The organism is Prevotella corporis DSM 18810 = JCM 8529, assembly GCF_000430525.1.
In the GTDB taxonomy this organism is placed as follows: domain Bacteria; phylum Bacteroidota; class Bacteroidia; order Bacteroidales; family Bacteroidaceae; genus Prevotella; species Prevotella corporis.
In genome coordinates this window covers 151215-164224 of record NZ_AUME01000001.1, presented here as the reverse complement: position 1 = coordinate 164224, position 13010 = coordinate 151215, and the positions used below count along the sequence as shown (strand labels likewise).

The window sequence follows — 13010 nt, the reverse complement described above, 5'->3', positions numbered from 1 at the left end:
CTACAGTTTTAGGTTCGTAATCGTTGAAGATAGGCCAGCTCTTTCAATGCGAAGTCGCTGCTGTAAGGGTCGTTAAGCAATGATTTCAGCAGCGCCTCGGCATCGTCGAACTTGCCCTGTTCGACATAGATATAGGCCTTTCGCCGTTGGAGAAATGAGATAAAAGCCTGCATGTGTGGCTCCGGGGCATCGCCGTCGTCGCCCTTTCCATAGGCATTCTCCAGTTCCGAGATGATGTTATTTATATAAGCCAATGCTCGGAAGTCACCCATGTTGACCAGACAGTTGATGTACTCTTCGGTAAAGGTGATCCGATTCAGGCCGATGGTGAACGTCAGATAATAGAAAGCTCGTTGATAGTTTCCCAAACTATTGTAACAGAAGCCCAACATGTAACAAACCTCAAAGTAATTCTCCTGCTCTGAGCCATACAACTCATTGAAACTGCCGTGCAGAAAGTAGAAAGCATTCTCCAAATGCAGAATAGCCTCGTAGTATCTACCTTGCAAATAGAGTTGCTTGCCTCGATAAAGACTTTTCGCCACATCAGGCAACACGGTGTTGGCAATCAGCCTTTGCTCGTCACTCAGGGAGTCAACCTCGCCTTTTTCAATCTTGTCTTTTGCATCTTGCCACATGTAACGGAACTCATCGGATTGCTGTTTGTCGGTTCGTAAGTCATATTCCACAAGCGCTGACACTGTCATCGGCTGCGTTTGCTTGTGTGAGTCAGCGCCGTTGGCATCTACCGACATCGGCATGAGTGTGGAAGTTATCCTATAACGGAGAGCATCGCCTTCGCCTTCGGCCTGTTGAACGAAGATAGTGGCATACCTTCTGCGGTCTGGTTCAGAAGGTGAAAAGAATGTGAGGTTAAGCGTTGCACTCTTTCTCTTGAACGCTTTGTCAGCAATCAGCAAAGAATGGAATTCGAAATCCTCAATCATTTTGCGTTCATTCAACGTCTCTACTTTGTCGGTCATGATCGTTAGCTCTGACGGAACAAAGCTATGAAGATCGCAAGCCGTATCCATCCACTGCTTCAGAGTCAGTTTCCGCACCTCATTATGACGCCATACAAGGGGCGAGCTCCGATGGGTGAGCTCTTGCTGGCTTAGCAAGAACAGCTCGCGTGCAAGCTGTTTTGAAGTCAATTCCACGTCATTGTCGTTCTGTCGATACTGATTTTTCAGCAAATCGCCCAGCTTCCGCAGGAAAACGTTCTGCCAACCAAAAAGGTCAGTCATGGCACGCGACAGGATAGCTCTCACACGGTCCTCGTCAAGCAACAGATTATAGAACAGATGGACGTTAATCAGATTCTTTTCCTCATTGATTGAATAGGCGAAACGTGGTCCATCGGAACTCAGATTGAATTGATTGCACAACTGTCGCACATTGTTTATCTCCAGCATCGGAGCTTCGGCAATGAAAAGGAACGACAAGAGAACGTTGGGGGTATTCTTCTGCACACGAATCCCGAAGTGACCACTTTGAAAATCATAGTGGGCCACATCCTCTTCGCCGTCCTTCCGCCACTCGACTTCGCAGTTGAGTGCCGTCAGTCCCTTGCCAACCCATCGTCGGTTGTTGGCTGAATTGGCATCAGAGAACCGGATTTTATGTCTGAACAGACTCCTGATTTTGTCAATCATACTACTATATCATTGCCTAATTTCTTTGCCAATATATTGCGCATATTCTGCATTTTCTTGATTTCTCCCATGACTTCCATCATCTTTTCAATGTCTTTTTCCTGCGAGAGCCTGACCTGTAGTTCCTTGAGATGATGCTCAACATAGTCCATCCGGAAATCGAGAATGAGGTGCATGATGCGATCCTTTCGCTCAATTTCCCTCTCTCTGACTTGCAGACTCTCAGAGAGCTGGAACTGTTCGACACTCAACCGTACGGCAAGAGTCGAGACATGGATGTCAGGATGATGGGTGAAATATTCCTCAGCCTTAAAGCCTGGGTCGTTGCTGTGCTCAACGGCCTCCGTTAGAATCTGCACCGAAAGCGGGTTGGCAAAGACGAGATTGTCGAGTCCGAGGTCATAGGCTATATACTGTGCGACGTTCAAATTGATTGTCTCACCTGTCTCTTCGTTTTGGACATCACGAATAATTATCTTCTCACCGTCGCGGACGATGGCCTGAACAAGCATCGTCTCCACCTTCGAAGCCTGCTGCATCGGTGTCGCCGGTCGCAAAGGCTCTGGTGTCGGCTGTTCTGTCTCGTTTCGCTGCTCTTCTTTCCGCTGCTGTTCCTTGTTGTTGTAGATGTAACGGTTCATCTGTAGAATCAGCGTCTCTTCCTTTGTTCCCGTCCGGTGGGCACATTCACGGAGATAGGTGTCGCGGAGTATCGGATCTTTGATTACCGCAATGCTCCTAACGATGGAGTTGATGGCCTCCGACCTCTTCACGGGGTCGGTGACACCTTGGAGCAACACATTAATTTTGAATACGATAAAGTCGGTCTGGTTGTCCTCAATATATTTACGGAAATCCTCCGCCGAATAGCTCTTTGCCATCTCATCGGGGTCTTTTCCATCAGGAAGCAGCAGCACTTTCACATTCATTCCCTCCGAGAGCAGCATGTCCGTACCTCGCAAGGCTGCGTGCTGGCCAGCCGCATCGCCATCATAAAGCAGCACGATGTTGGAAGTGAAGCGTCTTAGCAGCTTGATTTGGTAGGTCGAAAGCGCCGTTCCGCTGTTGGCCACCACATTTTCTATGCCGCATTGGTGCATGGCCACTACATCGGTATAGCCCTCAACCATATAAACAAGGTCGAACTTGGCGATGGCTTTCTTGGCCTGAAAGATGCCATATAGCTCGCGTTCCTTGTGGTAAACCTCGCTATCGGGCGAATTGACGTATTTCTGACTGACACCCTTTGTCCTGGAGTCAAGCAGTCGTCCGCCAAAAGCCGTCACCTTACCGCTGACGCTTATCCAAGGGAAGATAACCCTACCGTTGAAGCGGTCTATCAGACCACCATTCTCACGCTCATAGCAGAGTCCGGTTTTCAGTAGGAATTCCTTCTTGTAACCTGCCTGCAGCGCCGCATTGGAAAACGTTTGACGACCCGTTAGACAGAAACCCAGTTGAAACTTCTCTATGATGTCGTCGCGGAAGCCACGACTGCGGAAATACTGCAAGCCGATTGCCTGTCCATCGGCATGGTTCTTGAGAATGTCCTGAAAATACTTTGACGCCCACTCGTTCACCAAGAACATCGACTCGCGCTCATTTTCCAGCCGTTTTTCCTCGCTCGTCAGCTCGCGTTCTTGCACCTCGATGTTGTATTTCCGTGCTATCCAGCGCAACGCCTCAGGATAAGTCATCTGCTCATGCTTCATGATGAAGTTCACCACGTTGCCCGCTTCGCCACACGAAAAGCACTTATAGACTCCCTTGACCGGACTGACCGAGAACGATGGTGTACGGTCGTCGTGAAAAGGACACAGTCCCTTGAAACTTGTCCCCGCCTTTCGCAGCGAGACAAACTCCGAAATGACGTCAACAATGTTGGCCGCCTCCATTATCCTATCTACCGTTGGTCTGTCTATCATATATCTTATTGGAATCTATCAGGAACACAATTATCGAATGTTACATCTGCAAAGATAACAAAATATCTGCTCATTTGTGCATCGCAAGCAAACAAACTTTTGGGATTGGCTGCAATGCAGAGGAACGATCGTCGGCAAATCAACTGCCTCAAAGCATCCAGCCGAGTGTCGTAACGCATTGTCCAAACAGGGATTCGCTGTCGGCAAAAGCGCATGGCGAACAAAAGATTGTAAAATAATTTGACTTCCATCTCACGAAACCTAAGCGGTCGTCTTGCGATAGATGAGCTTTCACCATGCGATAGATGAGCTTTCACCATGCGATAGATGAGCTTTCACCATGCGATAGATGAGCTTTTGACGTAAAAATGCTACAACACTGGCAATCAGCGGTTTACAAAATCAGACAAGAATCATAATTTGTAAACATTCTTTACTCAAACTGACAGTCCACAACGCATCAGCCGCCCGACAACAAAAGCGCGCCGACCGCACCGTTACAATAGCCTCTTAAAACGGTGGCGTCATTATTACAAAAACAAAAAAAAGAGGATTCCATTAAAGAATCCTCCACACAGCTCATTTTGATTAGCCGTAGATGATGTGTCCATTCTCGTCCTTGTACTCGTCGAGTCCCTTCTCATAAGTGGCCATTGCCCGAAGACTCATGCCCACATTGGAGAAGCCACCGTCGTGATAGAGGTTTTGCATGGTCACCTTCTTTGTCAAATCGGAGAACATCACAATGCAATAATCAGCGCACTCCTCAGCCGTAGCATTGCCGAGTGGCGACATACGGTTGGCGAAATCATAGAGTTTGTCCATCCCTTTCACACCCTGCCCTGCAGTTGTCATGGTCGGCGACTGCGAGATGGTATTGATACGGACATGGTGTTCACGACCGTAGATGTAACCAAAGCTGCGCGCAATGCTCTCCAAGAGGGCCTTTGCGTCAGCCATGTCGTTATAACCGTAGAACGTGCGCTGTGCCGCAACATAGCTAAGGGCCACAATCGACCCGTACTCGCTGATGGCATCAAGCTTCTTTGCACTCTGAATCATCTTGTGGAACGATACCGCCGACACGTCGAGCGTCGTGTCGAGCATCTTGTAGTCAAGGTCGTCGTAAGTGCGATGCTTGCGAACGTTGGGCGACATACCGATGGCATGCAACACGAAATCAATCTTCCCGCCCAGTATTTCCATTGAGCGCTTGAACACATTCTCCAAATCCTCCACACTGGTAGCATCGGCTGGTATCACCTCACAGTTCAACTTCTCCGACAAAGCGTTGACAGTACCCATTCTAACGGCAACAGGTGTGTTCGAAAGCGTGATTTTAGCACCTTCCTCTACTGCGCGTTCAGCTACTTTCCATGCGATGGACATTTCGTTCAGTGCACCAAAGACGATACCTCTTTTTCCTGATAATAAATTGTTACCCATAATTTCATTATATCATTAACGGGTGTAAAATTACACAAAAAAGTCGAATTAGTGCAGTTTTTATTGTTAAAATGGGCGGAATCGGGCTTTCAGAGCTTCCTAAACGCTGGTTTCGGAGAATAAGAATCAGCCCTGACAGAATATTGTCGGTAACATGCCAATCCAATTTTCAAGACTAATTTTTAGCGGATTTCCAACCCAATCATCGGCGAAAAATCATCCGATACAAAGAAAAAAACAGTGTTAACAGTGTAAGTTTCTATCTGCACAATGTTACAATTTTGTGCAGACGACGGGGCTATTTTGTGCTTTTTATTTGCCAGTCTTCCAAAAATAATGTACTTTTGTTCTCCGAATCCTATCAATTAATATTCTTAATAACACATTATATATTTATGAGTTTGAAAATTGTAGTACTTGCTAAGCAAGTACCAGATACAAGAAACGTAGGAAAGGACGCCATGACAGCCGACGGAACGGTGAACCGCGCAGCCCTTCCAGCCATCTTCAATCCGGAAGACTTGAACGCACTTGAGCAAGCACTCAGACTAAAAGAACAGCATCCAGGCTCTACCGTGGGAGTACTGACCATGGGACCTCCTCGCGCAGGTGAGATTATCCGCCAAGGACTCTATCGTGGAGCTGACACTGGCTGGTTGCTGACCGACCGTAAATTTGCTGGCGCCGACACGTTGGCCACCTCTTACGCACTGGCCACTGCCATCAAGAAAATCGGCGATGTCGATATCGTAATCGGTGGACGACAAGCCATCGACGGCGACACAGCACAAGTTGGGCCACAAGTGGCGCAGAAACTGGGATTGAACCAAGTAACATACGCAGAGGAAATCCTGAAAATTGAGGATGGGCAAGCTACAATCCGCCGTCATATCGACGGTGGTGTGGAAACAGTGGTTGCTCCACTGCCAGTCGTTATCACTGTCAACGGCACCGCTGCGCCAGCACGTCCACGCAATGCCCGTCTCGTGATGAAATACAAATATGCCACGTGCCCAATGGAACGCACTGGCAAGGAAGCATGGAAAGAACTCTACGAAACCCGTCCTTACCTGACATTAAACCAATGGTCGGTGGCTGACGTTGACGGAGATGAGGCACAGTGTGGCTTATCAGGCTCACCAACAAAGGTCAAAGCCGTACAGAACATTGTTTTCCAAGCAAAGGAAAGCAAGACTATCAACGGTTCGGATGAAGACATCAAAGGATTAGTGAAAGAATTGATAGAAGAAAAGATAATTGGCTAAGGACATGAACAACGTATTTGTATATTGCGAAATAGAAGGGACAACCGTTCAGGAAGTCTCACAGGAATTGCTTACGAAAGGTCGTAAGCTCGCCAACGAATTGGGAGTAGAACTCCATGCTGTTGTTGCCGGTACGGGCATCAAAGGTAAGGTAGAGGAGCAAATTCTGCCCTACGGAGTTGACAAACTCTTTGTTTTCGACGGTGAGGGGCTCTTCCCTTACACGTCATCGCCGCACACCGACATCCTCGTGAATCTCTTTGAGGAGGAGAAACCACAAATAGCCCTGATGGGAGCAACGGTCATCGGACGCGATCTCGGACCAAGGGTCTCGTCTTCGCTAACCTCAGGCCTGACAGCCGACTGCACCCAGCTTGAAATAGGTGAGTACGACGACAAGAAGGCTGGCAAACACTATGACAACATCTTGTTTCAGATACGTCCGGCCTTCGGTGGAAACATCGTGGCGACTATCGTTAATCCCGACCATCGCCCACAGATGGCTACCGTCCGCTCAGGTGTGATGCAGAAAGCAATCTACGATGGCAAGGCAAAGGGCGAGGTGGTGTATCCAGAAGTTGGCAAATATGTATCGGAAGCCTCCTATGCCGTGAAAGTTATCGACCGTCATGTTGAGGCGGCACAGAACAATCTGAAGAGCGCTCCTATCGTTGTGGCAGGCGGTTACGGAGTAGGCTCAAAAGAAAACTTCGAGTTGCTCTTCCAATTGGCCAAGGAACTCCATGCGGAGGTTGCGGCATCACGCGCAGCAGTCGATGCTGGCTGGATTCCTAACGACCGTCAGGTGGGTCAGACCGGTGTGACGGTTCATCCAAAGGTATATATCGCTTGTGGCATCTCTGGCCAAATCCAGCACATTGCAGGAATGCAGGATGCCGGTATCATCATTTCCATCAACAGCGATCCAGATGCGCCCATCAATCAGATTGCCGATTACATCATCAATGGTACGGTAGAGGAAGTGGTTCCGAAGTTAATTAAATATTATAAGGAGAACAGCAAGTAGAATGAAACAGGCCTATGCTCACATCGCAGCAAACATGGGGCCGCATCATTGCAATGATGTCGGGCAAGCATCCTGAGCTGACAGGGACACTTCCCTTGATTTTATTAGGCCGTTCCATGTGTTTTTCTTCATAAAAAACAATAAAAGAAAAGAAATAAGTTATGCCAAATTACTATAAAGACCATCCGGAGATTGGCTTTCATCTGAACCACCCGCTGATGAAACGCATCGTTGAGCTCAAAGAACGCAACTTTGCGGACAAAGATAAATATGATGACGCACCTGTAAACTACGAGGATGCCATCGAGAACTATAAGCACATCCTCGATATTACGGGCGATATCGCAGCCAATATCATCGAGTCTAACGCTGAGGCCGTTGACCAAGAAGGTCCCCATCTCATTGACAACCGCATGCATTACGCAAGCAAAACCTACGAGAACCTTGAGGCAACACGCAAGGCAGGTCTGTGGGGAGTGAGCATGCCTCGCCAATACGGTGGCTTGAACTTGCCTAACGTGGTATTCTCCATGCTCTCTGAGATGATTTCATCTGCCGATGCGGGCTTCCAAAATATATGGTCGCTCCAATCATGCATCGATACTCTCTATGAGTTTGGTACGGATGAACAGCGGGCAAAGTACATTCCGCGTATCAGCAACGGAGAAACCATGTCAATGGACCTTACCGAACCCGATGCCGGTTCCGACCTTCAGCGTGTCATGCTCAAAGCAACCTTCGATGAAAAGGAGAACTGCTGGCGTCTGAACGGTGTGAAACGATTCATCACCAACGGTGACTCCGACTTGCATTTGGTGCTCGCCCGCTCAGAAGAAGGTACACGAGATGGTCGCGGTTTGTCCATGTTCATCTACGACAAGCGAGATGGCGGCGTTGATGTCAGACACATCGAGAACAAACTCGGTATTCATGGTTCTCCGACTTGTGAGCTGGTCTATAAGAATGCCAAAGCAGAACTCTGCGGAAGCACCCGCATGGGACTGATCAAATATGTGATGGCACTAATGAATGGCGCACGTCTCGGTATCGCAGCTCAGAGTGTCGGTGTGGCCAACGAAGCATACTTCGAGGGTCTCAACTATGCCAAGGAACGCTCACAGTTCGGGAAAAAGATCATCACTTTCCCAGCAGTGTATGATATGCTGTCACGTATGAAGGCTAAATTGGATGCCGGCCGCTCATTGTTGTATCAGACAGCACGCTACGTTGATATCTACAAGGCATTGGAAGACATAGCTCGCGACCAAAAACTCACACCTGAGGAACGTCAAGAGATGAAGAAATATACTCGACTGGCTGATGCATTCACTCCGCTTTCAAAAGGTATCAACTCCGAATATGCCAATCAGAATGCTTACGATGCTATCAGTATTCATGGTGGTTCGGGCTTTATCATGGAATATAAGAGCCAGCGTCTGTTCCGCGACGCACGCATTTTCTCCATCTATGAGGGAACAACCCAGCTGCAAGTAGTAGCCGCCGTGCGCTACATCACCAACGGCACCTACCTGAATATCATGAAAGAGATGCTCGAAGGTGAAGTATCGGAAGAGATGAAACCACTGAAGCAGCGCATTGCAAAACTCATCGACCTCTATGAGGAGGCACTTGAAAAGGTGAAAGCTGACGACAATCAGGATGAGCAAGACTTCCTTGCCCGCCGTTTGTATAACATGACAGCAGTTATTATCCAGTCGCTTCTCCTCATTGAGGATGCCAGCAAGGCGTCAGATCTCTTCGCCAAGTCGGCCAACGTACTGGTACGTATGGCTGAAGAAGAAGTTACCGGCAGTTCTGCCTACATCAAGGCCTTCACGCCAGCTGACCTTGAGCACTTCAAAGTTGTCGAAGAAGAAGTTTAACGATAAGGTATTATCCTCCAAAACGGCATTCAGCAACATCGCTGGATGCCGTTTTTCATGTCTGCATAGCCACAACAACGACGTACATCCCATGCAATGAGCCCTTTTCTTTTAGACTTTTTAATCCAAAACAATTGGTCATGTTCCCAATTTTAGTTATTTTTGTCCATCTCATTTGATTACAAAACCGAACTGAAGCAGTATCATTCTGCTTTTACCAATGAACAAAACATGAAGAAGATAATTTGTATTGGCGCAGCCTTTGCCTGCATATCTGCCTTTGTCAGTTGCGGTAACAAAAATGCAAAGACAAGTGAAAACACGGCCGAGGCCGACACTATCAATCTGATAGGACAATGGACTACCTCCAACCCCAACGATTCCACAGCTCAGTTGGGTATCGAACTGAAAGAGAACGGCATCGCCTCATCCATCAACATGCCCACACTTCCTTACGACAAATGGACGAAGGTGAACGACAGCACAGTCGCCATCCATGGAAAGAGCATCCTCTACGGAGAGGAGACTGAGCTTACTGACACTTTCGACCTTGATAAGGAGAAAAGTGTGCTCAGACAAAGAAACACCGACATTGAGTACAGCCTATCCCCCAACTCTTCCCCCTCAAAGTGATGGTGTGCGAATAAGGTCTTGACAGACAAGGCATTCTATAAGAAGATAGGGGCTCTCATCTCCCAAACGAGAAGAGTTGGGAGTGAGCCTACTTACTGTTCGGGAAACATTTCATAAACTTTCAGTCCAAATTCATGAGCATAGGCATACACGTGCTCAAGAATATCAGAGACAGTGCTTTCGTACAACACCGATTCCGTTATGGAAAGGAAGAAGTACAGTTCCAAAGGCACACCACTTTGCGTTGCCTCCAGCTGGCGAGCCATCAGGGTCATGTTGCCATCCACTTCCTTCCGATTAGACAGATAATCCTCAATATATCGGCGGAAGATTCCCATATTCACCACATCGCCTTCCACTTGACGGGCATTAACGAGGCCTTTGTCCACGAGTTTCCGCTTCGTTTCATCATCTAACAGGCAGATGCTGCGCACATCGAAGTAAACTTGTTTCTTCACTTGCCGCACCCCAGCATCCTGCATACCTTTCCAATTTTGGAACGGACCGTTCACGAGCGTCAACGGTGGTACGGTGGTTATCGTATTGTCGAACTGCCGAACCTTCACGGTTGTCAGCGTAATGTCAATCACATTGCCGTCAACGGGTGTGCCGGGAACGGTAATCCAGTCGCCAACGTGCACCATCTCATTGCTCGTCAGCCTGATACCAGCCACCAGTCCTTCGATAGTGTCCTTAAACACCAACATCAGAACGGCCGACGTCGCACCCAATCCAGCAAAAAGACTCATCGGATTCTTGTTAAACAGTATAGCAACCACGACGATCACGGCAATAAAGATGACTATAATCCTCAATACTCCGCAGAACGAATTGAGGTACTGACTGCTGGAACTTCCCTCACGGGTATTGAGAAATCGGAGACGGTCAACTATCTGCACAACCAAGCGAGTGGAACTGACGGTGATATAAATAGCCGTCAGCCGTGCCAATGTCTCCTGAACCAGAGGATATTGATAGAATACCATCGGCAATAACTCCCAGACCATCACCGCTGGTACGATGTGACAAGCCGTGTAAAGCACACGTTTGTCGAAAATGACATCGTCCCATGTAGCCTTGGTTTTCTTTGTCAGCTTCTCGACGACTGGAACAATCAGCTTCCGACAGAGAAAGTCTGAAAGCCAAGCCAGCAAGATGGCAATTATCACCAACAAGGCATGACGAGCCACTGGCACCAACCAACCTTCCACACCCAAGGAGTTCAATATTTTCTCAACAAAAATTCTTATTTCTTCCATCATTCATTTTATTTACTAAGTGCGACACAAATACTATTCTGAAGCCTCCGCATAGGTCCGTTCGACATTCCCCCGTTAACGATAATCGAGAAACAGAGTCTATGCTGATTCGAGGCGGTGAGATAGCCGGCCAAGGAGCTGACACCCATCACAGTACCAGTCTTTGCCCTGACATTCCCGGCTGCCGGAGTACCACGCATCCGCCTTCGAAGCGTCCCGTCGATTCCTGCTATCGGCAGCGTTTTGAGCAAGATATCGTAAATATTCCTGTTCTGAAAGGCATAGCGAAGCAACTGCACTTCCAGTTCTGGGCTGACATAATTGTACAAAGACAGTCCCGACCCATCGGCTATATTGTAGTTGTTAGGGGTAAGTCCCACCTTTCTAATTAATCCCTTGATATAGGATGCCGCCTGTTTGGCTGTGCTCCACTTGCCTCCTCCAGCAGCTGCAATCTGATAAAACATCGACTCGGCAAAGAGGTTGTCGCTCTTCTTCATCATCGGACGCATCACCTCTTCAATGGAATGCAGGCGCGTGGTAATCAGCCGCGCATTGTTTGGAACCGTACGCTCACCAACAATTCCATAATGGGTTACCCCCATGTTGTGGAGTCTCTCGCGCAACAGGCTGATGAAGTTGTCACGCTTGTTGACCAACAGCGGATTGAGCGATGGGTTCTTATCGTCCCAGCACCAGCCCCATCCCAGTTCATCCTTATCCTTGAACGAGCGGTCGGCATAGAAGTTGCCATTGATGGTTCGAATGTTCAGCTGTCTGATGGACTCAGCTATGGCTGTAATGTCAGTCCCGCCAATTAGCGGATCCATCCCGCCAACACAATAGATGTCGCCATTGAGCACTTGCGTGGAGTCGTCAACCGATCCCGTATAATAGATGCGTGTCCGAAAGGAATAGTCGCTACCAAGACGGTCAAGGGCCGCAATAGCTGTGACGCATTTCATTGTTGAAGCGGGGCGCATCTGTACACGCTCGCGATAGCTGTAGAGTCTTTTGTCGTCGGTCAAATCCCAAACCATCACACCGACTTGCGTCGTTTCCATCAGGTTGCCTTGAAGGATTCCATCCAACCGTGCCTTGATGTTCTGTTGCCATGTAAGGCATGAATCGTTTTGAAAATAGGAATTATAGCCTTCGTCATCGCCGTTATCGTCCTCAATGGTAGCCTCGTCGTCACCAGAAAGCAGCACCGAATCCTTTCCGCTCAGCACACGTGCCACCTCGGCACTGTCTAAATAGACCTGAGCCTCAATAGGTGCCGACAGCACCATTGCTATCAACAATGCGTATATATATCTCAATCTCATAATCGTTTCTGAATGGCTGCGATGAAGGCCTTGTTGTTTTCAGGCTGCACACTCTCCACACGGCCGTTGGTCAGTTCCAGCAGCACGAAGTTGCCTAAACGGAAGGCAAGGGGCAACTCTCTTATGGTCTTTATATCGGCCAGTGCAAGGCGTCTCTCACGCGAAAAACGGCCACGTCGCACTATCAGCACGTCGTCGGGTGTGAGAACATAGCTCGTGTGCAAGGCTCTGTCGAGCGCAAGGATGGTCAACAGCACAAAGACGGTTCCCAAGACAACCAACGCAACATTCTGACGGTGCCAAAATCCGTAGAGTGTGCCCAGCGCAAAGAGTGCAATGGCACTCCATTCGAGTATCGTCACCCGATGACTAAATGTTCGCTCCATTATCGCAACACTATTTATTAGAATGCAAATTTACAAAAAAATACGGGCAATCGGGCATCGCGCAACTAATAACTGCCGTTAATTGGCGATAATTGTCGTGAACGCATGATATTTTCGGCTGACTGACCGCCTCGTCGTGTCTGGCTTTTCGTGATTTACAGACAAGTGTATAGCTTACCTCTGTCGGGCATTAAATCCGAAGT

11 protein-coding genes are annotated in these 13010 nt (G+C 48.3%); 4 read left to right on the top strand and 7 right to left on the bottom strand.

The window, feature by feature from the left end; translation table 11 throughout:
- Nucleotides 1-8: 8 nt before the first annotated feature.
- The 4 genes from H515_RS0100640 to H515_RS0100625 all read right to left on the bottom strand — a co-directional run bounded on the left by H515_RS0100640 (nucleotide 9) and on the right by H515_RS0100625 (nucleotide 5026).
- A complete protein-coding gene (locus H515_RS0100640) occupies nucleotides 9-1655 on the bottom strand; it encodes a hypothetical protein (protein ID WP_028901441.1) in 1647 nt (548 codons plus the stop codon).
- Nucleotides 1652-3580 carry a DNA primase gene (gene dnaG / locus H515_RS0100635; protein ID WP_028901440.1) on the bottom strand — a complete coding sequence of 643 codons (1929 nt, stop codon included), beginning with the start codon at nucleotides 3578-3580 and terminating at the stop codon, nucleotides 1652-1654. The genes H515_RS0100640 and dnaG overlap by 4 nt, the downstream gene beginning before the upstream one ends.
- 5 nt (nucleotides 3581-3585) lie before the next feature.
- On the bottom strand, nucleotides 3586-3831 hold the full coding sequence (locus H515_RS14345; RefSeq protein ID WP_154653604.1) for a hypothetical protein: 246 nt from the start codon (nucleotides 3829-3831) through the stop codon (nucleotides 3586-3588).
- 337 nt (nucleotides 3832-4168) lie between these two features.
- On the bottom strand, nucleotides 4169-5026 hold the full coding sequence (locus H515_RS0100625; RefSeq protein WP_025876005.1) for an enoyl-ACP reductase FabI: 858 nt from the start codon (nucleotides 5024-5026) through the stop codon (nucleotides 4169-4171).
- Between the two features lie 395 nt (nucleotides 5027-5421).
- Between H515_RS0100625 and H515_RS0100620 the strand changes: the two genes are divergently transcribed.
- The 4 genes from H515_RS0100620 (at nucleotide 5422) to H515_RS0100600 (ending at nucleotide 9834) form a co-directional block, all read left to right on the top strand.
- Nucleotides 5422-6291, top strand: coding sequence for an electron transfer flavoprotein subunit beta/FixA family protein (locus H515_RS0100620; protein WP_028901439.1), 870 nt, complete (start codon nucleotides 5422-5424; stop codon nucleotides 6289-6291).
- Nucleotides 6292-6295: 4 nt separating this feature from the next.
- A complete protein-coding gene (locus tag H515_RS0100615) occupies nucleotides 6296-7318 on the top strand; it encodes an electron transfer flavoprotein subunit alpha/FixB family protein (protein ID WP_028901438.1) in 1023 nt (340 codons plus the stop codon).
- 161 nt (nucleotides 7319-7479) lie between these two features.
- A complete protein-coding gene (locus H515_RS0100610) occupies nucleotides 7480-9201 on the top strand; it encodes an acyl-CoA dehydrogenase family protein (protein ID WP_028901437.1) in 1722 nt (573 codons plus the stop codon).
- 231 nt (nucleotides 9202-9432) lie between these two features.
- Nucleotides 9433-9834, top strand: a complete 402-nt coding sequence (locus H515_RS0100600) for a lipocalin family protein (RefSeq protein WP_025876003.1) — start codon at nucleotides 9433-9435, stop codon at nucleotides 9832-9834.
- 92 nt (nucleotides 9835-9926) lie between these two features.
- Here the strand turns inward: H515_RS0100600 and H515_RS0100595 are convergent, their stop codons facing one another.
- Genes H515_RS0100595 through H515_RS0100585 form a run of 3 tightly spaced genes read right to left on the bottom strand, consistent with a single transcriptional unit; the run spans nucleotide 9927 to nucleotide 12807 of the window.
- Nucleotides 9927-11093: a mechanosensitive ion channel family protein gene (locus H515_RS0100595; RefSeq protein WP_025876001.1), complete on the bottom strand. Its 1167-nt coding sequence runs from the start codon at nucleotides 11091-11093 to the stop codon at nucleotides 9927-9929.
- An 8-nt stretch (nucleotides 11094-11101) separates the two neighbouring features.
- The gene (gene dacB / locus H515_RS0100590; RefSeq protein WP_025875999.1) at nucleotides 11102-12421 is read right to left on the bottom strand and encodes a D-alanyl-D-alanine carboxypeptidase/D-alanyl-D-alanine endopeptidase; all 1320 of its coding nucleotides are present in this window, start codon (nucleotides 12419-12421) and stop codon (nucleotides 11102-11104) included.
- Nucleotides 12418-12807: a PH domain-containing protein gene (locus tag H515_RS0100585; RefSeq protein ID WP_025875997.1), complete on the bottom strand. Its 390-nt coding sequence runs from the start codon at nucleotides 12805-12807 to the stop codon at nucleotides 12418-12420. The genes dacB and H515_RS0100585 overlap by 4 nt, the downstream gene beginning before the upstream one ends.
- Nucleotides 12808-13010 lie beyond the last annotated feature (203 nt).